General features: G+C 55.9%; 22 protein-coding genes and 1 tRNA gene. 13 read left to right on the top strand and 10 right to left on the bottom strand.

The genetic code is table 11. The features are described from left to right. Positions 1-462 precede the first annotated feature (462 nt). The 11 genes from BA177_RS19165 to BA177_RS18555 all read left to right on the top strand — a co-directional run bounded on the left by BA177_RS19165 (position 463) and on the right by BA177_RS18555 (position 9,284). On the top strand, positions 463-867 hold the full coding sequence (locus tag BA177_RS19165) for a CHC2 zinc finger domain-containing protein (RefSeq protein WP_156762722.1): 405 nt from the start codon (positions 463-465) through the stop codon (positions 865-867). Beyond that, a complete protein-coding gene (locus BA177_RS06190; RefSeq protein WP_068614261.1) occupies positions 864-2,111 on the top strand; it encodes an AAA family ATPase in 1,248 nt (415 codons plus the stop codon). The genes BA177_RS19165 and BA177_RS06190 overlap by 4 nt, the downstream gene beginning before the upstream one ends. A 60-nt stretch (positions 2,112-2,171) precedes the next feature. Then, a complete protein-coding gene (locus BA177_RS18755) occupies positions 2,172-2,522 on the top strand; it encodes a hypothetical protein (protein ID WP_068614258.1) in 351 nt (116 codons plus the stop codon). Between the two features lie 292 nt (positions 2,523-2,814). Then, the gene (locus tag BA177_RS06180; RefSeq protein WP_156762721.1) at positions 2,815-3,921 is read left to right on the top strand and encodes a hypothetical protein; all 1,107 of its coding nucleotides are present in this window, start codon (positions 2,815-2,817) and stop codon (positions 3,919-3,921) included. 311 nt (positions 3,922-4,232) lie between these two features. Further along, positions 4,233-4,979: a hypothetical protein gene (locus BA177_RS06175; RefSeq protein WP_156762720.1), complete on the top strand. Its 747-nt coding sequence runs from the start codon at positions 4,233-4,235 to the stop codon at positions 4,977-4,979. Next, positions 4,969-6,828: a hypothetical protein gene (locus BA177_RS06170; protein ID WP_068614250.1), complete on the top strand. Its 1,860-nt coding sequence runs from the start codon at positions 4,969-4,971 to the stop codon at positions 6,826-6,828. Before BA177_RS06175 ends, BA177_RS06170 begins: the two co-directional genes overlap by 11 nt. Then, positions 6,821-7,675, top strand: coding sequence for a hypothetical protein (locus BA177_RS06165; RefSeq protein WP_068614247.1), 855 nt, complete (start codon positions 6,821-6,823; stop codon positions 7,673-7,675). Before BA177_RS06170 ends, BA177_RS06165 begins: the two co-directional genes overlap by 8 nt. After that, entirely contained in the window at positions 7,675-7,908 is a 234-nt protein-coding gene (locus BA177_RS06160) for a hypothetical protein (RefSeq protein WP_068614243.1), read from the top strand. The genes BA177_RS06165 and BA177_RS06160 overlap by 1 nt, the downstream gene beginning before the upstream one ends. After that, positions 7,880-8,350 (top strand): hypothetical protein, encoded by a 471-nt coding sequence (locus BA177_RS06155; protein WP_156762719.1) that lies wholly within the window; start codon positions 7,880-7,882, stop codon positions 8,348-8,350. Before BA177_RS06160 ends, BA177_RS06155 begins: the two co-directional genes overlap by 29 nt. A 117-nt stretch (positions 8,351-8,467) precedes the next feature. After that, positions 8,468-8,824, top strand: a complete 357-nt coding sequence (locus tag BA177_RS06150; RefSeq protein ID WP_068614237.1) for a P27 family phage terminase small subunit — start codon at positions 8,468-8,470, stop codon at positions 8,822-8,824. 112 nt (positions 8,825-8,936) lie between these two features. Next, entirely contained in the window at positions 8,937-9,284 is a 348-nt protein-coding gene (locus tag BA177_RS18555; protein WP_197493362.1) for a hypothetical protein, read from the top strand. A gap of 103 nt (positions 9,285-9,387) precedes the next feature. Here BA177_RS18555 and BA177_RS06140 read toward each other — a convergent pair whose 3' ends face one another. Together BA177_RS06140 and BA177_RS06135 are read right to left on the bottom strand one after the other, a co-directional pair. Then, positions 9,388-10,593, bottom strand: coding sequence for a hypothetical protein (locus tag BA177_RS06140; protein WP_068614231.1), 1,206 nt, complete (start codon positions 10,591-10,593; stop codon positions 9,388-9,390). Positions 10,594-10,706: 113 nt separating this feature from the next. Further along, positions 10,707-11,192 (bottom strand): hypothetical protein, encoded by a 486-nt coding sequence (locus BA177_RS06135; protein ID WP_156762717.1) that lies wholly within the window; start codon positions 11,190-11,192, stop codon positions 10,707-10,709. 378 nt (positions 11,193-11,570) lie between these two features. Between BA177_RS06135 and BA177_RS06130 the strand changes: the two genes are divergently transcribed. Further along, the gene (locus BA177_RS06130) at positions 11,571-11,906 is read left to right on the top strand and encodes a YegP family protein (RefSeq protein ID WP_068614226.1); all 336 of its coding nucleotides are present in this window, start codon (positions 11,571-11,573) and stop codon (positions 11,904-11,906) included. A 930-nt stretch (positions 11,907-12,836) separates the two neighbouring features. On the opposite strand, the gene BA177_RS06120 is transcribed toward BA177_RS06130, so the two are convergent. From BA177_RS06120 to BA177_RS06100, 5 genes are all read right to left on the bottom strand, one after another. Beyond that, entirely contained in the window at positions 12,837-13,262 is a 426-nt protein-coding gene (locus BA177_RS06120) for a hypothetical protein (protein ID WP_156762715.1), read from the bottom strand. A 215-nt stretch (positions 13,263-13,477) separates the two neighbouring features. Continuing rightward, positions 13,478-13,568 (bottom strand) — tRNA-Ser (locus BA177_RS06115). Between the two features lie 68 nt (positions 13,569-13,636). Next, entirely contained in the window at positions 13,637-13,996 is a 360-nt protein-coding gene (locus tag BA177_RS19070; protein ID WP_082989909.1) for a carbohydrate porin, read from the bottom strand. 12 nt (positions 13,997-14,008) lie between these two features. After that, positions 14,009-14,776 (bottom strand): carbohydrate porin, encoded by a 768-nt coding sequence (locus tag BA177_RS19065; RefSeq protein WP_197493361.1) that lies wholly within the window; start codon positions 14,774-14,776, stop codon positions 14,009-14,011. 71 nt (positions 14,777-14,847) lie between these two features. After that, the gene (locus BA177_RS06100) at positions 14,848-15,180 is read right to left on the bottom strand and encodes a hypothetical protein (protein ID WP_156762714.1); all 333 of its coding nucleotides are present in this window, start codon (positions 15,178-15,180) and stop codon (positions 14,848-14,850) included. A gap of 385 nt (positions 15,181-15,565) precedes the next feature. Here BA177_RS06100 and mltF point away from each other — a divergent pair, with 385 nt between their 5' ends. Beyond that, entirely contained in the window at positions 15,566-17,011 is a 1,446-nt protein-coding gene (mltF, locus tag BA177_RS06095) for a membrane-bound lytic murein transglycosylase MltF (RefSeq protein WP_197493360.1), read from the top strand. Here the strand turns inward: mltF and tadA are convergent. The 3 genes from tadA to BA177_RS06080 form a co-directional block, all read right to left on the bottom strand. Then, positions 16,979-17,437, bottom strand: coding sequence for a tRNA adenosine(34) deaminase TadA (gene tadA, locus BA177_RS06090; RefSeq protein WP_068614209.1), 459 nt, complete (start codon positions 17,435-17,437; stop codon positions 16,979-16,981). The two genes, mltF and tadA, sit on opposite strands and share 33 nt — an antisense overlap. 183 nt (positions 17,438-17,620) lie before the next feature. After that, positions 17,621-18,592, bottom strand: a complete 972-nt coding sequence (locus tag BA177_RS06085) for a M56 family metallopeptidase (protein WP_082989907.1) — start codon at positions 18,590-18,592, stop codon at positions 17,621-17,623. Beyond that, a complete protein-coding gene (locus tag BA177_RS06080) occupies positions 18,585-19,034 on the bottom strand; it encodes a BlaI/MecI/CopY family transcriptional regulator (RefSeq protein WP_156762713.1) in 450 nt (149 codons plus the stop codon). The genes BA177_RS06085 and BA177_RS06080 overlap by 8 nt, the downstream gene beginning before the upstream one ends. Positions 19,035-19,130 lie beyond the last annotated feature (96 nt).

The following is a 19,130-nucleotide window of genomic DNA, read 5'->3' as shown; positions in this document are numbered from 1 at the left end:
CAAAGAGGTGAATCAAAGTGAGTACGCAATCCACGCGGTACGTAAGCGATATACAGCTTGCTGAGCGGTACAACGTCTCCCGCTGCACTATTTGGCGGTGGGTCAATAGCGGCAACCTGCCACAGCCTTTCAAGCTTTCACCGGGGTGCACTCGATGGCGACTCGACGCCATCGAAGAGCGCGATGACGCCCGAGAAAAGGCCGCATAAGAAACCTCATCAACTGTGCGCCGCGTACTTTCCAAAAAAAAGTGCGCACCGACTGGCATCGGATGCGCACATATATTGGAGCAGGATTGATGATACAGAAGATTGCCCGACTAGAAAAGCGAAGCTGCAAGGGTTGCGGCTACCCTATCACCAATGAACCCAAGGTCCATGAGCACTGCAAACAGTGTCGTAATGGCCATCAAATCTGGCTACACCTGCAGTTCATAAAGTCCGCCATTCGTGAGAATGCATCATGAGCGCCGCCCTGATAGAGCGCCTCGATGGCGTGCGGGAAACCGGAAAAGGCCGTTACCTCGCAAGGTGCCCTGCACATGACGACCGGACACCAAGTCTCTCCGTTCGCGATACCGGTGACAGAGTGTTACTTCACTGCTTCGCTGGGTGCGATGCACTCGACGTAGTTCATGCGCTTGGCTTGGAACTGGCGGACTTGTTCGCTGACAAATGCGAACACCGCACTAAGCCAATGCGAACACGTATCCCCGCAGCAGATGCACTCGATGCGATTTCGCACGAAGCTCATGTATGCGCAGCTATCGCGGCAGACGTTCATTCCCACTGCGAAATAGACACGGAAACGTGGGAGCGATTAGCCATTGCTGTTTCGCGAATCAGTGATGCGAGGTGCTACCGATGAGCAAACAACTGGCGCGCGCTCTAGGAGCTGTAAGTATGCCTCGTAGAGCCAACATCGTTTGCGGAGCTGATATCAATCCGTCGCCTATCGACTGGCGCTGGCATGGGTGGCTTGCCGCAGGGAAGCTCCACATCTTGGCCGGTGCCCCAGGTACCGGAAAGACAACTCTCGCCCTGTCGTTCGCTGCGGCAATTACAACAAACGGACATTGGCCGGATGGAAGTAAGGCTCCTCTAGGGAATGTTCTGGTGTGCTCCTACGAAGACGACGCGGGCGATACGCTGGTACCGCGACTCGCAGCGATGGGCGCGGATCTCAATCGCGTCCACTTCCTACAAGGCATTACAGAAAACGGTGAGCATCGCGCGTTCAATGCAGCCCAAGACCTGTTGTTACTTACAAAGGAGGCTGACCGCATAGGCAACGTGGCATTGATTATTGTTGATCCGATTGTGTCCGCAATGGGGCAAGTTGATTCGCACAAGAACTTGGAGACGAGGCAGGCGCTACAACCTCTTGCTGACTTCGCCACAAGCACCAGGGCAACGGTACTTGGCATTACTCACTTAGCGAAAGGAACAAACGGGCGGGACCCGTTGGAGAGGCTTCTGGGATCTGTCGCTTTTGGTGCCCTCGCCCGCGTTGTCCTTGGTGCCGCAAAGGTTCAAGACGGTGACGGAGAAAAGCGAGTAGTAGCCAGAATCAAGAGCAACCTGGGTCCCGATGAGGGCGGTTTTCATTACGACCTTGTACAGGCCGTTGCCAAGGGCATAGAAACAGTCTCAGTTGCCTGGGGTAGTCCACTAGAGGGCACAGCGAGAGAGCTATTGGCATCCGAAGATGACTGCGACCCAACAGGCTCCCGCGATGCGATGACGGAAGCAAAAGAATTTCTCGTTTCGGTCATAGGCGCAGGTGTGACTAGTGCGAAGGCTATTTACGGCGAGGCATCACAAGCAGGTATATCCAAACGAACTCTAGAGCGCGCAAAGGCTAGTCTGAATATTCGCAGTACTCGGACCCGCCTAGACGGTGGCTGGGAGTGGTGCCTACCTACGTTGAAGGTCGCCAACCAACAGGGGCCGACAACGAAGAATCAAGAACTTAACCCAGTAGATCGCCAAGACCGCCAGTCTGACAGTCTGGCGACCTTGGCGACCTTGGCGGAGTTCGGGTGCCCCAAGTGCAGTGGGGAGGGTTGCGATTGGTGCTGCGACACGGGTCGAAACCCCGCGGCCCTTTAGAGACTCAGCGAAGCTATAGCCGTGTCTGCAGACTCACGCAACAAGCAGCCAAGTCGCCATATGCGCGACCGAGTGCTCAATCTTGTGCGTCAAAGTGGGCTGTCTCGTGCCGATGAAGCGGCCTTGCTTGAATCCATTGCCGCTGAAATTCGACGCGCGCCGAGGCTGACTGTAGTTGGCAGTGGCCGGGCGCGTTCGAGCGCACAGCAAGGCCGCCCCAATACTCTACGAAAACGCAGATCAAGAGCGATGCAGAACGCTGGGCTACGGGCAATTCGCGGCACTCTCTACGCCAACGACAACACACTTGCATCCTTGGTTCGACTTGGGGTTATCCCGCAAGAGACTGCAGAAAGCGATCTCGAGCTTCTGGACGCAATATCCGCCGTACTCGACCGGCTTGCATGGTAGCGCTGAGTGTCCCCTTGTGACATCAAATCTCAAAAACCCATGGTCCAATAAAAGTATGAAGAAACCACTTTCAGATTCCTGCTTGAACCTGCTTGGCATTGCGGAGCAATTGCCGGGTAAGCCATCGAGCCTCGCGCATTTCGGGAAGCCCACTCAACAACCGGCCCTTGCGGCCTTCGCATGCGGGCCGGCCTGCAACACGCAGCAATCTGAACATACTTTTTTTATGGGACTGCTTGAGAGCGGCCCAAAGCGTGGGGAGACAGTGCACTAATGTACCTGGAGAGAAATAGTGTCAGGCGGTAAAGGTAGTCAGACATCAACAACAACTGTTGATATTCCGGAGTTTCTGCGGCCATTCATGAACCAAGGGGCCAGCTCGGCAACGTCTGCGCTACGTAGCGTACAGAACCTCGCGAATAGCGACACGGTAGCAAACTTTACGCCTGCGCAGATTGAATCGTTTCGGCGGGCAACTGAGATTGCAAACGGCGGTGGTGGTTATATTCCTACTGCCCAACAAACGTTCTTGGACACGGCCAACGGCGTTGGGTTAGACAGCTTTGTTCCAGCATCCGCCATGTCAACGCTAAACGGTAACCAGAACTTTCTCTCACCAGAAATGCAGGCACAGCTTGCACAGTTGAGCGAAGGTGGTGTGCTTCCAGGGACTGACGCGCTTCAGAACACGGCCAACGGTGATTTCCTCTTTGGCGGTGACGGATTCAACGCGGCAGTGGATGCGGCGGTTCGTGCCGCACAGCCTCACATTCTGTCCACGTTCGGCTCTGCTGGTGCTGGCGGTGCTTCCGGTGGCTTGGCGAAAACCGCTATTGGCAAGTCTGCTATTGACGCATTCGCGAGTCAGTACGCGAACGAACGCGCCAACCAATTGGGCGCTGCGAGTTCTCTGGCCAACTTCGGACTGGGTGATCGTTCCAGCCGTTTGAACGCCATCAACACCGCAGGCGGTATTGCACAAGGTGAAAACGCCCAACGTTTAAACGCGGCGGGCATGTTGAGCGGTCTGGCTGATACCGAGCGCAGCCGACAATTAATGGCAGCGGGCCAGCTGCCGGATATCGGATTGTTGGATTCCAACCTCCTGCAGCAAGTGGGTGATCGCCAGCAGGGGCAGGAACAGCGGGAAATTGAGGGGCCGATGAACGCCCAGTTGCAGTTACTCATGGCTGCGTTGAATGGCCTTCCCATTTCTTCACTCTTGGGCTCAACAACTACTCAGACAACTGAAGCCGACCCATTTGCTCAGATTCTCGGCGGTGCCATGACGGGCCTTTCTATATTTGGCAGCGGTGGCCTGTTCCCCTTAATGGGCGGCGAAAAGCTGACAGGAATTGATATGGCGTCTCTTCCAAAACGCAGGGGGCTCTTGGGCTAATGGCTAACTTCTCCAATCGACTACAAGACCTGCTGGGAAACCCCGTATTCAATACGGGCATCGGTCTTCTTGCAGGCCAAAGTTTTCCTGCCGCCTCACAGTTCGCGTCTGAACGCGAAATGGCCTCGCTGCGAAACAACGCAGTACGTGACGAATTACGTCAGAGGCAAAGACAGGCAAAGCTACAACAGCAGATTCGAGGGCTATTGGGCGAAGCAGGCCCACAGACACAATCAGGTAACGGTCGGCCCGCTTTGTCTGGCGGCGCAGGTACGCCCGCCCTACAAACGCCTGACGGCAGGCAGAAACTCATGGGCCTTCTTGCAGAGGCAGATCCGGCTGGATTCAACCAGAACCTGACTCAAGGCCTTTTGGGCGCAATGTTCGCCGCGCCAAACGCCAAGTTCACTACGAATATAGGAAAGCTCTTCAGCGATCTCGAAACGGCAGAGCAACAAGGCAATGCGGAAGCAGCAACAGCCCTACGTGCTGAGATCCAGCGGAATGCGGGCACCGCAGTTGATTTTGATGACTTACGAAACACGCGAAACGATGTCATTAAGAATTCTGCTGACTTTGTAGAAGCGCGCGCCGGTTTTGACCGCGTAGAAACTGGCTTTAGTGCAGGAACCGCCCCTGGCGACCTCGCGGGCACATTTGGGTTTATGAAGTTACTCGACCCTGGCTCCACAGTTCGTGAGGGCGAGCAGGCGACCGTGCGGAATGCTCGCGGCATACCCGAGCAGATTCGCGGCATTTACAACCGCCTGCTAAACGGTGAAAGCCTGACACCGAATCAGCGTCTTGAGTTCCGCTCGCAAGCGCTGGCGCAACTTCGGGATGCATCGACCCGGCAGAATAAGCTGATTGAAGATGCTCGCGGATTCGCGCAAAGAAATGGACTGCCCGTTAGCGATGTCGTGCCGCAGTACCTAATACCGGGAACGCTGCCAGAACTTGCTGCCACCCCTGCGGGTCAAGCACACGGGCAACCACTGACAGAGGCAGAACGCGCAGAGCTGCAGCAGCTTCGCAAGGAGTTCGGCATTGGCCACTGATACCTCCAACACAAGCGCGCTCTCGACTGCACAAGCAGCGTTCAGTTCGGGTGATGAACGCCAGGAGTTGATGGCGCTTCGGGCGCTCAAGGCATCTCAGGGAGCGCCTGCTGCCGGGATTGATAAAGACGAGTTCTTTGAGGTTGGCGGTCGAGCAGCGGCGACGCAATTCACGAATAACCTAATGAACATTCCGGCGGGGGCCGGGAACTTGCTAGCCGCAACCGCAGCGGGTCTCCGAGTCTTGCCGGAAACTGTTTCGCGCTTTGTGAACGACCAGCCGCAAAACTTTGGAGAACGATTCGCTGCCGCCCGCGCGGAAGAGCAGGAGCTGTTTCCTGCATCGGCTTTTCGTGCAGTACCGACTCCGTCCGGTAGCAACATCGTTGCTGGGACAGAGGCTCTGATGAATATTCCCGGCGGACTTCTCGGGAATGCCTTGTCTGACGAACCGTTAGCACTTGGCCAGCGATTCAAAGAGGCGAAGACCCGCGCGAAAAGCGGTGCGACCGAACACCCGATTGCAAACTTGCTTGGAACCTTTGTTGGCGATGGCGCAACTATTGCCACTGGCCGCATGCCGTTTGCTAAGTCATTGGCCCGGAGTCGTGCACCCACCCCGCCGAACTTCAGCGCACTGGACGCAGGATCGCGGCGACTGTTTGAGCGAGTGCTCAGCTCGAAGTCGGTTCAGTCTTTGCAGCGCGGCACAGGACGGGCGGTAGAAACCGGGATAGAGGGTGCAGTACTCGCATCACTCAATGAAGGCAACCCGCTGGAGGTCGCGGCCTATTCTTCTGCCCTGCAAATTACCGGAAGCACAACACTGGCCGCAACCAAGGGCATATTCCGCAATCCTGGGCGAGTAGCGCTCGCTGCAATCGTCGCGCACCAAGTTGGCAAGAGCCTGGCTCCTGGTGGCAACAATTATGTCTTGCCCACAATCGAAGAAGGATTCGACACCGTATCGCTTGGCATGGTGCTGGGTCTGTTGGCAGGTAGCGCGGGCCTAGGTCGAATGCGCGGCACCAAGATTGCCGAAGACCTGTCGAAGACGATAGACGCACTAACGTCTGTCCCTCGCGGATCAGCCTTAAGCTTGGTTCGCGAAATCGCTGACGATCAGGGAGGCCGAAATGTCGAGCGCGTCCTGAATCAGTTTGTACGGGACCCAGACTTTTTTGACCCCGACTCGCGGATGCGCCTTGAACGGGCGATCACAGATGAAGAGGTCTCGTTAACAGACACTATTAACGAGCTAATAGACGGTGACCGCTCTTTTGCAGAGCGGCTGAACATCGCGGGCACGCCCGAAGCCCTCGCGATGACTCAGGACCAGGTACGACAAGCTATAAGTGCTGACAACAGCCGGGGGCGTATTGTTCGGCCCTCAAAGGTGGCCGAGCAAGCCGCCAGAGTCTTAGGCAATGACCGTGCAAAGCGCCTTGGTTTTGAATCAAAGGATACTGGCCCTAAACGATTCATTTCCGCTGTCTTCCATGACGCGGGAGCCATAGCAACGGCACGTAAGCGCCTAAGCTCAGCGGCCTTCACTGATCTATTGACCCTTCACCTGGATTCCGCGATTACCTCAAGTATGCGGCGTAGCGGAGACTCACGGTACGTTGACGGTCAGGCATTGCGCAAGCAGTGGGACAACCTGCCGGAAGCGGCCAGACAGGCCTATTCACGCGACCAACGCAGCGCCATTGAGGCGTTCATAGATCAGGCATCCACAGAACAGCTAACCGTGCTCCCTCCACTTGCGGCCCACAGCCTGTTAGTGGACGGCGACCTGTCCCGCCGGTTGCGTGGCAAACCACAGACAAGGAAAGACAACGATGAATGAATCTGAGCAGCAGTTTGACAACGATTCCTGGGACTCCGACCGGCGGTCTCTGGACGAAATCGAAGAAACCGAAAGGCTAACCACCCTGTACGAGGAAGACTCTAGCGACGACGCCAGCCCCGATACTGAGCCTCCCGTAGCAGAGCTTGAGGCTGCTGAACCTGAAACAGCACCGACGGAAGATGACGCATACGAGGCGTACAGCCCGCAAGAGTGGGCGACGTTCAGTCAGTTTCAACAGGAAGTCAGTCAGCTACGCGCAGACGAGCAGAGACTTGCCACTGCTCAAGAGGCCATCAAGGCAGCCGGCGGCGACATCGTTAAGGCTTGCGGCGGAGACAGAGAGCGCGCTGCCGCTGTCAGAAGCGACCTTGCCGACCTTGAAAGGTCAGTTCGGGAGCGACAGCGTGGTGAAAAGCAGGCGCGTGAACAGTTGTCGAGTCACGTTGAGAGCAAGCGAGTTGCGAGTGAGCGAAAGCAACTCGCCAAGAAAGTGCCAGAACTCGCTGATGCGGAGAATCGGAAACAACTTGGCAGCTGGCTATTGGAGCAAGGCTTTTCCGCCGAAGATGTCAGCGCCATCAAACCCGCACAAGCTGCTGCTGCGTGGAAGATGATGCAGGCAAACAAGCCACAAGGGGCGGAGCCTGGCACACGAGTACGCATCCCGAAGCGTAAGACCGCTGGCAAGAGCAAAAAAGACGAGCCTCGCACCGTTGAGGAAATATTTGCAGCTGCGGGAAAACCAATGGCGCGCACCGTTCTTTATGGCCCGACGATTAAGAAGCGGACAGTACGCCCACCGCAAGCCGAAGTCCTGACATTACTTTACGGGGAGGCATCGTAGTGCCCACCTTTGAAACCAAGCTGAAAGACGGCGACATATTCGCGGGCAGACCGGTACGGCTCCTCTCAGAGTTCGAAGCCGCCGAGAATGCGACGCTCGACAACCCGAACACGGACGCGCTGTACGGCGCTCCAGAGAAGGGAAGTAAAGCCGCGAAACAACGGATGGCCAAAGTACGCGCAAAGCGCAACAAGGAGAACGCCAATGTTCAAGAGCAAAAAGCAAGTGACTGATGTTGATCTGCCACTGCCCAAGGTTACAGGGAAGCTGAATGACCTCTTTCGAGTACTGAAAGGCCAAAAGCGGTCAAGGGACCTCTACAACGCCAGCGGTATGCTGTTGGGCGAACAGGCCGCTCTGCTGCGCCTAAGCGACTCCCGGCAGTTCGTTCTTGCTATCGAGGTTGATGGCGAAGTCTACCGTGCGTCTGAAGTTCACTGTGCAAACCCCATGATACAAGCACTGGCCGATCGCATGACCGTGTTCGGTCAGTCGCCTGAGGAACTACGGACGCAAGAGCAAGCGAAACGGCGCGCCCAAATGTCGCCAGAAGAAGCTCAGAAAGAGGTGGAGGAAATGTACAAGTCGTGGGGGTTGACCGTGTCTGCCGCAGAGCCTGGCGTGAAGCGCACGACGAACAATATGCGCAGCCTGCTGCACAAGCCTGCGGCGTAAGCGGGATCTGGGCCTATTTCTTGTCTGTAGAGACGCCTGGGAGGGGGGTATAGAAACGTGCCCAGACTTTGGGAGACCGGAGCTGGGCCTTCGCTCCCACAAAACTGAGTATTTCCTTTGAAAAATTCTGAAACCGCAAAATCCGACACGCTGCCCGCCACCCTTACCGATGAGGCCGCTAGCTGGTGGGCAAAGCTGGTCGATGAATACGCTATTGACGACGACGCAGGACGGTTGCTCCTACAGACCGCGCTGGAGGCGTTCGACCTGATGCGCACCTGCCAACAATCCGTCCGGGAGGATGGAGCCAAGGTCAAAGACCGCTTTGGGCAGTTTAAGGCTCACCCGCTTCTCGCGACAGAACGAGACGCTCGGTCACAAATGCTGGCGGCATTGAAGCAATTGAACCTAGATATCGAACCTTTGCGGGATAGCCGAGGGCGACCGCCGGGAACGTTCAGAGGAGGAGCGTAGAATGCCTTCAACACGAAAACGGCGCAGCAGAGCAAATGCGGCAGAGGCGCTAGTGCCCTGGGAGGAGCGGCCCATCAGTAAGGAGCGCTGGACGCGCTTACGCGCAAAACTTATGGCTCAAAGCTTCTCCGGCCATCGTCCGTGTGAGTGGTGGAAGTATGAAAGTCCTGAGCCGCTTCGCGGAAACGAAACCCTACAGTTGTACCGAATGGGCGAACTCTCAGGAGAGGAACTGCGAGCGGTGACCAAACGCTGGGCTGAGCACGAGGAGCGAATTGCGCAGCTACAATGGTACGTCACTGGTCATGAGAACAATCAAGCCGTGGGTCTGGATGGCCATGAAGGCTATTTAGCTTGGCGACGCTTCTATGGCATTCCCGACGAGTTGTTTCCGCCACGTTCTGACAAAGAACTGATCGCGCTTAGGCAAATGCGGAGAAAAAGCACTAATGATTCATAGCGCGCCAACTGGACAAGCGATGGTATAAGAATGGGAAATTCTCACGAGTAAACAATGGAGGGTAGGTGGCGGGGTGGTTCACAACAGTATTTGAGCCCTAACCTCAAAAGAACATCTCGTTTGGGCAGGAGGTCAGAGCATTCACAAAATGCTCTGCAGTTCCACTGCGCCCTCCGTCAATAACGGCGCTGTTGTGAACGGGACGGAACTCGATATGAGGATGCATCTGCGTTGCAAAGCAACTAAGAAATCTATCCTCCATCTCCCGGCCAGCGCTTCCGCCGCTGTGAAGCACAGGATCGAAGACCGAAATCTTGCTTAGATTCCTATTTGGCCCAAATGCCGCCTTGAGAAAATACTGCATGTAGATATCAGTTCGCGGCAAACTGTACCCTACAAACACCACGTTTCGAGCTTCGCGCAACTCCTTAATCGCGTGCTTCCAGATAGACTGAGCGCTCTTCTCCGATAACTTGTTTGATATGGGCGGCAAAATCAGCGGTCGTTCAACCGGTCTTGCAAAGTCCTGAGGCCGCGCGTCGTTTTTCTGCTTCGGGAAATTTAATGCGCCATGGAGCTTCAAAATCTTGATTTCCTGGGCCGGGGTTGCGGTGGATGGCCCAACAAGCTGGGTTCTAGTCCCCCCAGTCAGCATGGCTGAAGACCCATAATTTCTAGTCTGATAGTCGACAGGCTGCACCTGTAAACAAACATCCAGCTCTGGGAAGTGGCCGTATCTCAACTGAAGTGCGGTAAATGGCCTTGGTTTAGTCGTGGCGTTGTACATTGTGCTGTTAAGAACTTGCAGTAATGACAACTCAAGAACAAGGTCGTAATTGAAGGTAATTATGGCGGGCATCTCGTTACTGACTTTTGCCCACTTAAGAAGCGCAGCCCAAAATGCCCGGTAGACCGCCCCTTCTTTGTTGTCCTGAATATGAATTTGCCCCCCTGTCCCCCTGGGATCCTCAAGCGCACAACAAAGGTCTATGGTTTTGGCAATTGAGTCAGCTACGGTCTGAAATTTTCGCTTCTCAGTCGGCCCGCCGCTCAGGGAGTTAAACGCGAGGATAGATAGAATATCTTCGATGTTTCGATCATTGAAAACCGCGCGGCCATGATAGCCGTCCAATTCCCCTCGAATTTTCATCGCGTCTTGGATTAATCTCAGATCATCAGGGGGTACCGGTTTATCACGAAGCGTTTCCCGAGCTGCGATATCTATCATTTGCTCGACAAAATTTCCCAATAGCGGAATACCTGCACCGTGCGAAAAACCAGCGCCAAGGATAATGACGTTGTTCGACATGTTGTTAAACCTCCGTGTCCAGCGGTACCGGTATTCGTGACTACTGCAGTACGGCCTTCAGTTAGCTGGCGACTTCGACAGAGCTCCGAGCGTCAATCTGTAGAGCAGAGCACCTATTCTGCGGTAACTCGCTCAATGAGCGGTGTCATCTTGCCTGACTTATCTTCAATGCAGATTCTCCACTTAGGGAACGACCACGTTGGATTGTAATCTGGGGCCATGATGTCACCGTTTGTCACATCTAGGAGGCAAAAATCCTCGTCGTCTGTATAGGTAACAACAAACATTGGTCTTCCGTGCGCCATGTAGAGAGAGGCTTTCGGCGGGGCCACCGTTGAGATACGCATGGCCGGAGCAGAAAGGTCGATATCAAGCACCACTGCACATGCAGCAAATGACAAAGCACTTTCTCTAATACTGCCGAATACGATCTCGAACAAGTCGCAATCAGGGGAATATAGCGCCATCCCACAACGCCCGGCAGAGTCGTTTCCGTCAGGAACGCGGAAACCGTACCTCGTGCCGTACTGAATCAGTGCGCCTTGCGGTACTGACCGTAATTCTTGCATTTGGATATCTGGCTGAATCGTGACAGTCATGTATGGCTCCTTTATAAAATTAGTCGCATCATTCAAGGTCAATATTCGGCATTCAATCCGATAGAGTTTCCGGCAATTGTCCAGCGCACGAGAAATCGTATGGTGAAGATTCTACGAAGTTCACCGCCGGATTCCAGCAATACTTACTTTGCCGTTAGCGACCCCCAATCACCCGGCAACTCAAGAACAACTCGCCCCTATCAGGGGGGGGGGTAAGGCTCTGTAATCCTGTTGGGACCGTACCTAAGGGGGCCACGAAATTGTTGCGTACGGTTCCTAGGGATTTTTGGGCAGGATCTGAGGGCCGAGATTCCTTGATGCACTGAAAGCCCGAAACTGGTATCAATACCCCGACTTGATTCACTAGGGAGTATTGATATGGCCGGAAAATTCGAAATATACAAAGATAAGAAAGGCGAGTTTCGCTTCAGGCTCAAGGCAGGAAACGGCGAGCCAATACTGGCCAGTGAAGGCTATTCAGCTAAGTCGGGCTGCACTAACGGCATTGCTTCTGTCCAGAAGAATTGCGGCGACGACTCCAGATATGAGGCTCGCGAGGCCAAGAACGGCAAGCATTACTTTGTCCTCAAATCTGGCAACCACCAGGTAATTGGAAACTCGGAAATGTACGAAACGGCAGCAGCTATGAAGAATGGCATTGCCAGCGTCAAGAAGAACGGCACCACGACAACAATAGCCGACCTGTCGGCGTAGTCTCCAGCGGGCCAAGGACGGCCCGCTAGCCTCCACCTAACCGCAACGAATACCACTAGTTGACCGTACCATCCCCGAACATAGGCGGGCATCCCCGCTGGTGGGCACTGCCTTTCTGCGGTGTCGGCGGTCTAATTTGTTTTTCAGCACGGCTCCCGCAATCGCGGCAACGAAACTGCGCATCTTTCACGGGGAGACTGCCGCGCCCTGCTCCGATAATTCGGGGCAAATCAGCAACGTCCCACCTCTCGCACTTGTTGCAATAGACTGCTAGCGCGTAAGAGTGCCGTTGAAGGTCTTCAATGGTTGAAACTCGGATCATCACGAGAGGGTACTGCAGCGATGTGCACCCAAGCTATAGCCGCTACCGTGCCGGTTATTTTTCCTTGGTTCCAAAGCTCCCAGACGAGGTCTGCTGCCTCTTCATCTGCAATCAGGGCCTCGATGTAGGCGTCTGCGAACATGGCTCAATTCTCACCAGACACGCTCTACCGAACGCTCGGTAAATCAGTTCAGAAAACCAAGTTTTCCGCATTGACACTGTCCCGCAACGAAGAGGCAAAAAAAAGCCGACCCAGGGCATTCCAGGGTCGGCTATAGCTGTATTGCAGAGTTAAAGGGGGAGCAAGCGCTACGCGCTCTCAGTCCAGCCTCCCGGAACCTCTCGCATTGTGGTGCCAGGGTTTTGTGCGTTCCGTTCCCTAATTTTCTTTAACTCGTTGACGTAGGTCTTAGGAAGCGGTCCGCAGCGAACCTGCTCTACCCGAACCGGCCAGCCTGCCCGGCGTAGGGCCCGGTATTCCGTGAGAGCTTCTTCCCTGCTGTCCGATTCGCAGAACACCATATCCTTATCGTAACTGCCTGCCGCCGGTGCAGTGACTCGCCAAATGATCGGCCATTTTTCCAGGCTCGCAATTACGCCTTTCTTGCTCATGCAGCACCTCCATCAACAGAGAAAAGGTCAGATTGCGCAGAATGTTCGCTGTCGCACAGCGCGTTCAGGTCCGCGGAAAGGGCGCTTGCCATTTCGGCGATGCGGTCAAGCCTCTCAGGCGCGCCGGGCTGGTTCTCTATGTCGAATGATTCGACGGTCCTGAGAGCGTCGTACAGGTCGCCTTGGATCTTTGCCACTCGGCTTCCATCGTTCCCAAGCGCCGCCTCGTTTGCGAGACCAATGGATGCAGCGACCGAATTAGCCGATTCTGCTTCAAGTTGCTCAGCCATCTGCTCTGCATTTTGCCTTGCCGCTGAATCGTCGGTTTGCGCCGCAAGCATACGCAGATTACTAGCAACAATTTCGTTGAGGTCATCCAGATCGGACTCTACAGGCGGGGTGGTGTCGTTTGCCTTAGCCATGATTTTCTCCTGCTTCAGTGTGAAGCCAGAAGGAACAGCCATTCGCCCTACCCGCGTGACACTGCGGAAAATTGAGCAGAAAACCCTGTGCATCGCTGAACCTATCCGGCGTAAGGGCCTTTTCCTACAGGCCCGGACTCAAGCGACGATTTTTGATGGCACTAATGGCGGGGCTAACTAGATTGCATCGTAAGTTATTGTTTTTATTGACGTAGTGGCGGAGAGGGTGGGATTCGAACCCACGGTACGGTACAACCGTACACCTGATTTCGAGTCAGGCACATTCGACCACTCTGTCACCTCTCCGGAGGATTTGCAGTGCGGGCGCGTATTCTAACCGCATACACTGTGACTCGCGAGGGTTACCGCATTTATCAGTAACGCAGTTCAAACCGCAGGGCAATGACCACGGCAGCAGCCAAAGTCGCATCCATCGCCGGGTTCTTTATGAACTGAATATCCGGTTGCACGACGAAGTGATTATTGACCGTAGCGCGGTAGGTCAACTCCCAGATCGTCTCGTGTTTGCCGGACGCACCACCGGATGATAACAATGCGTCAAGGTAAGCATCCCCCGCGCCAGCCGACGCTATTGCCAACCCAAGCTGGTCATCGGATCGCCGGTCGAACGGCGCTTGCACCACAATGCCTGCGCCGAAGTAATCTTCAAGACTGTTCAGATCGGAGTTTGCCGTCCCGTAGCGAATGAACGCCGATGCTTTGCGACCGGCCAGGTCAAAATTTCTCTACGCACCCAGATACCAGCCGTCGTTGTCATTTGACCGATAATCGTAAGTCAGATGTGCAAATGAACCGGTGTATTGCCAATGCCCAACCCACAGCCGGGTACTTGAGTCTGCAACCGCGTCCATTTCGAGCACGATCAGTGCGCCGTCAGCGCTGCTCAGGCGGACCTTGTTACTCGAGGCATCGCCCGTATCCCCAGGTACACCATCGAGCACAGCCAGCCGCACGCTCAGTCTTTCGCTTTGCCAGGAAGCGCGAAGAGCCAAAGACGAAACCGGGAAAATACTTGGCCCATTCCTGCCGGTTTGAGCGAACTCCGCGCCAATACCATGAGAACTGTTCAGAAACAGGCCGCCCGTTTCGTGCGCGTCGAATTCGCTGTTAAGGTCGTACAAACCGGAACGCAAGGACCACGCGCCCTGTTGAATTTCATACCAGGCCTGAAACGGCCGCACTCCGTATGCTGCATCAATATTGCTGGTTCCCTGAAGGTCACCAACCAACTCATCAGCGAAGGTAGCCGAATTATTGTAGAGCCCGTGCAGAAACACAGTACCGCGACCGGCGCTAAACGCCTCGCTTAAGTCCAGCGACAGCATCAGGTCCAGATTGTCCAGGTAACGCGATCCCCTACTGGTGCCACCGGCCACATTGTTGCTGATCTCGCCTGTGTAAACGGCCTCGAGCTCGTAGCCATCGGCCATGACCGTGCCGGCCGCAGACAGCAATCCGATCGACCAGAACCTGCCAATAGTCAATTTCTTCATTTCACCAACCGAAACCTGCATTCATTTGCACGTGGTCGCGATCGTCCAGCGACCTTCGAGTGTGGCCTGTTTTACTGCAGAACTACGCCCTCTCTTGAGTATCCATTTGCCGGTGTTTGCACCATTCTGTAAACCATACCTGACGCGCGCTTGTCTTCGCTAAATTCCGCCGAGCCGGCCACTTTCGCAGTGCTGGCCGATTGATGTCTGCCGAAGGCTTTAATCAAGACGGGATAGGTCAGCCGCACATTGAGCACGGTCGGCCAAGCTTCTGGCGGCGAATGGATTTGCCCTGGCCAGAGTCCCGCATACTCATCCACAACGTGCCAGCGCAAAGGCAGAACGCTGACATTCATGCAGCAACTGGCGTACGGGATCGCTTTCACACCGGCAATCGGCTGCAACGACCAGTCTCGGTTGTAATCGGGCTCGTTCGACCACAAAGGCAGCTCACCGGCGATTTTGTCGTGCAACACGCGACCACTGTTACGCAACCGGTCTCGCGCAACCTGCGGGGCGGCGCATTCTATCCGCAAGCTGCGGCGAAATGCGCGGCTGGGAGGGCAATTCGCGCGCCCCTTGCTAGCCGATTCCACGCGGTAAATCAAGGTTAGACGGCACTGCTTTTTAGCCGCCGCTAAGGTAGCCTAGGCAGGCTGTTCCACCGCCAGACGGGTCCCAAGCCGACGGGTGTCACTGCGCCAAAACGTCTATCGCGGAGGAATTCGCAATCGCGTTTCCGGTCACATTACTTTTCGATACGGAGCGGCGTGCTGTGGAATACAAGGAGTGGATTTGCGCCTGATTTCCTATGTACTTGTCGCTTTGCTGGTCGGGACCTGCTCATCCCCTCCGCCCCTGCTTGACCAGGTATTGCACCTGGGCGAGCTGCGCGTCGTGACTCGAAACGCACCCACCACCTATTACATTGGGCAGGAAGGTCCGGCCGGCCCTGAGTTTGATCTCGTGCAGGATTTCGCCGATGAACTGGGCGTCGAGTTGCGCATCGACACCGTCGACAGCGTTGCTGAGGTCATGCCGTACCTGCTGTCAGGCAAAGCGCACATGGCTGCCGCCGGTTTGTCCGTTACGGATTCGCGGCGCCGCTTCGCCGATTTCGGGCATCCCTACAATACGGTCGACGTACACCTGGTTTATCGCCTTGGCACAGTCAGGCCCCGCGAGATTCAGGACATTATCGGTCGCAAAGTCGAGGTCGTTGCCAACAGCAGTCACTCCGATCTGATGGCGTCGCTGGAGGCCGCTTATCCTGACATAGAATGGGCAGAAAACGCTGATCTCGAAGTGCGTGACTTGCTGGAAAAAGTCGCGCTGGGCGAAATCGACCTGACCATCGCCGACAGCACGGCCTTCAATATTCAGCGTCACTTCTACCCTGACCTGCGGGTTGCGCTTGACCTTGAACTGGACGACCCGCTGGCGTGGGCCTACCGCAAGGATGACGGTCACAGCCTGCTGGCACGAGCCGACGAATTTCTGATCGGAGCGCAGCGCAGCGGCCGGCTCGCGCAGGTTAACGACCGCTACTACGGCCATGCCGAGAAGTTTGACTACGTCGGCACCCGGGCCTTCATACGCCATTTTGAGAGCCGCCTGCCACGTTTCCGCCCACTGTTCGAGCAGGCGGCCGCTGAGACCGGTACGGACTGGCGACTGCTGGCTGCGATCGGCTACCAGGAGTCACACTGGCGCTCGAAGGCCGTTTCACCCACGGGTGTTCGCGGCATCATGATGCTGACCCAGGCCACCGCCGACTACCTCGATATCGATGATCGCCAGGACCCGGAAAGCAGCATCGTCGGTGGTGCCCGGTATTTCGCGCGGCAATCAGAACGTCTGCCGGATGAAATCGGCGAACCCGACCGAACCTGGCTCGCCCTCGCCTCGTACAACGTTGGCTTCAATCACGTGAAAGACGCGCGACAAATTGTTGAATGGCAAGGTGGCGATCCGAATACCTGGGTTGATGTCAGCAAAGCGTTGCCGTTGCTGGCACGTAAGAAGTGGTATTCGCTCGTTGACTACGGTTATGCACGCGGTTGGGAACCGGTGCTGTACGTGAACAATATTCGTCGCTACTACAACATTATCCGCTGGCTAACCGAAACTGAAAGCAATGAAGATTCGCTGGACGGCGACACCAACACCTTCGAAGTAGCACAGAGTGACAGCAGCCCGGAATCAGCGGCGGCTGACGAAGAAACTTTGCAGTAATTCCCGCGACTCGTCGGCGAGCAACCCGCCGCTCACTTCAATGCGGTGGTTCAACGCACGTTCGGAGCTGAGATCGAGAACGCTGCCCGCCGCGCCCGCCTTCTCATCGTATGCTCCGAACAGCAAACGCGAGACACGCGCGTGCAACATCGCGCCAAGACACATGACGCACGGCTCCAGTGTCACGACCAATTCACAACCGGTCAGCCGGTAATTGCCAATTGCCGCCGCCGCCTCACGCAGCGCCATGATTTCCGCATGCGCTGTCGGGTCGTGATTTGCAATAGGCCGGTTGTAGCCACGACCGATAATCTCGCCACGGCGGACGACTACCGCACCCACCGGCACCTCGCCCTGCTCTGCCGCCAGCGCGGCTAGTCGCAACGCTTCCTGCATGTATGAGATTTCATTTCCTGGCCAACGCATTACCGCTCCCACCCGGCCAGCAACACACGATGCTCACTTTCAATCGACATGCCGTTACCACTTTCGCGCAGTTGCATTGCAAGTTCTGCGTACATTGTAACCATTGGAATCCCGTTTACGCCGACACCTCGGCAACATCGAATAGCACGCAGATCCATGCATAGCTGACATATTCTTTGATAATTAAACGACAAAGGAGCCCAGCCACTCGATCGCCTGATGAGATGCGGCTGCGAGTACGTAAATTAGCATGCCGAGACCTAAGGTCAGGCTCACGAATGCCTTACACCAATCGCCAGGCGTCGCTTCATCATACTTATTGCCGTCTTCCAGAACAGACACGCGGGCTACGGCATCATTGCTGTCCAGTACCACACTGCGGCCGAACATGCCGCCCGGTATCGCGGTCGATTTCTGCGACAGCTTGCGTATCACCGACACCACCTGATCGGCTCCGGAGAATGCACGGGCCGCCGCCAGATCGCATGCCTGTTCGGCATCGGCCCGACCGTCCCGCTGTGCACGTCGCCGCAAAGTACCGGGCCAGAACACCGTCAACCAATACAACAGAAACGCGCGCAAATTATCCAGCCGCTCGGCATGCGCTTGCTCATGCGCCAGAACCACCGCCAATTCGCCAGGTTGCAGACGATCAACCAGGCCCTGAGACAACAGTATTTGTGGACGCAGGAGGCCTGTGCAAAACACCAGTTCTTCCGCGCTGTCGAGCGTATGAAAACCCTGTACAGAACGGTGTGCCAGCGCACTGAGCACACGCAACCGGCGTTGACCAATCCGCAATGTCCACAGCAATGTCGTCAACAACAACAAGACGATGAGACTGCCGATTAAAGAAACCGCGAAAAGTAACGAAGAGTTTGCCGCATAGACCGGCGCGTGCGCGGTGCATTGACTGCCGTGGCAATGCGCCGCCACCAGCAAGTCAGCAATTGTGGGATGTGAAACTATCGCGACTGACAATAGTGCTGCCAGTGGTGCAGTCGCCGCATACAGCAGGCGGACGACAGAACGCAAAGAAGGGCCCAGATGCCCAATCCAACCACGAACCAACGGGTAAGCCAGCGCGGTCAACAGACCGCCGGCCATCGTCGCAATGAGCCACCACCCCAGAATCCCGAATGGCAGCTCAGTCATGATCGTCTGCGCCCTTGTCGCCGGCGGTCATCGACTCCAGAGACGTTGACAGGTCCTGCAACATCTCCGGCCCCTCATCGGTAACGTACCTCAGGAAGCCGGAAATCATCGGTGCCATTTCACCGGCCGTCACGCTTTGCGCCATATCCCGCATCAAATGCCCGATGAACTGCGACTTGTCCAAAGTGGCCCGATAGCGGTAGGCCCTACCGTCCTTGTCTCTGTCAACAAGGCCCTTCCGATGCAGTCGTTCCAGCGTGCTTTGTACCGTCGACAGCGATATTTCGTTGTCGGGCATCTGCTGCCGCACCCGTTTGGCGGAAGCGTCTCCGCCCTTCCAAAGCACCTCGAGCACCAGCAATTCACGCTCGCCCAGATCGGGCAGGCGTTGGCTCTTGCGGAGTTCAAATCCGCGCATCAATCCGGGAATTTTATCGATCACCGCACGATCATATCCGCTTTGCCCGGTCTGCCCAAACACCCCTCCGCTGAACAGCAGGTGCAGCGAATACCGATGCCTTATCGGTGTTTGCCGCGG

Source organism: Woeseia oceani (assembly GCF_001677435.1).
Lineage (GTDB): Bacteria > Pseudomonadota > Gammaproteobacteria > Steroidobacterales > Woeseiaceae > Woeseia > Woeseia oceani.
Note: the sequence above shows the minus strand (reverse complement) of the source record. Positions and strands in the feature narration are given on the sequence as shown.